Annotated in this window: 1 protein-coding gene; it reads left to right on the top strand. The window is 37.0% G+C overall.

The window, feature by feature from the left end:
* A partial coding sequence (locus AC23MB_RS14470) for an ImcF-related family protein (RefSeq protein ID WP_487787667.1) occupies positions 1–257 on the top strand: 257 nt, incomplete at both ends.

The following is a 257-nucleotide window of genomic DNA, read 5'->3' as shown; positions in this document are numbered from 1 at the left end:
CAAGAACGTTTGCAACAGCTAGATGAGTTTAATGAAAATCGTCCATTAAAATTCAGTTTCGGCCTCTATCAAGGCAATCAATTACGTGAAAGCTTAAAAGCAGAATACCTTAAAGGCATTAAGCAGATCGTCTTGACCCCAACACAACAAAATATTGCGCAATATCTACAACGTGTCAAAAATAATGAAGCGACTTTAAAAGCCAATCATGTCAATGTCGAGATCAAGCAAGTTGCCAAGACTCAGCAATATTTAGA

The sequence above is a fragment of the Soonwooa sp. T0.1_25 genome (assembly GCF_057652215.1).
The sequence above is the reverse complement of the archived record's forward strand: the minus strand, read 5'-3'. Positions and strand labels throughout refer to the sequence as shown.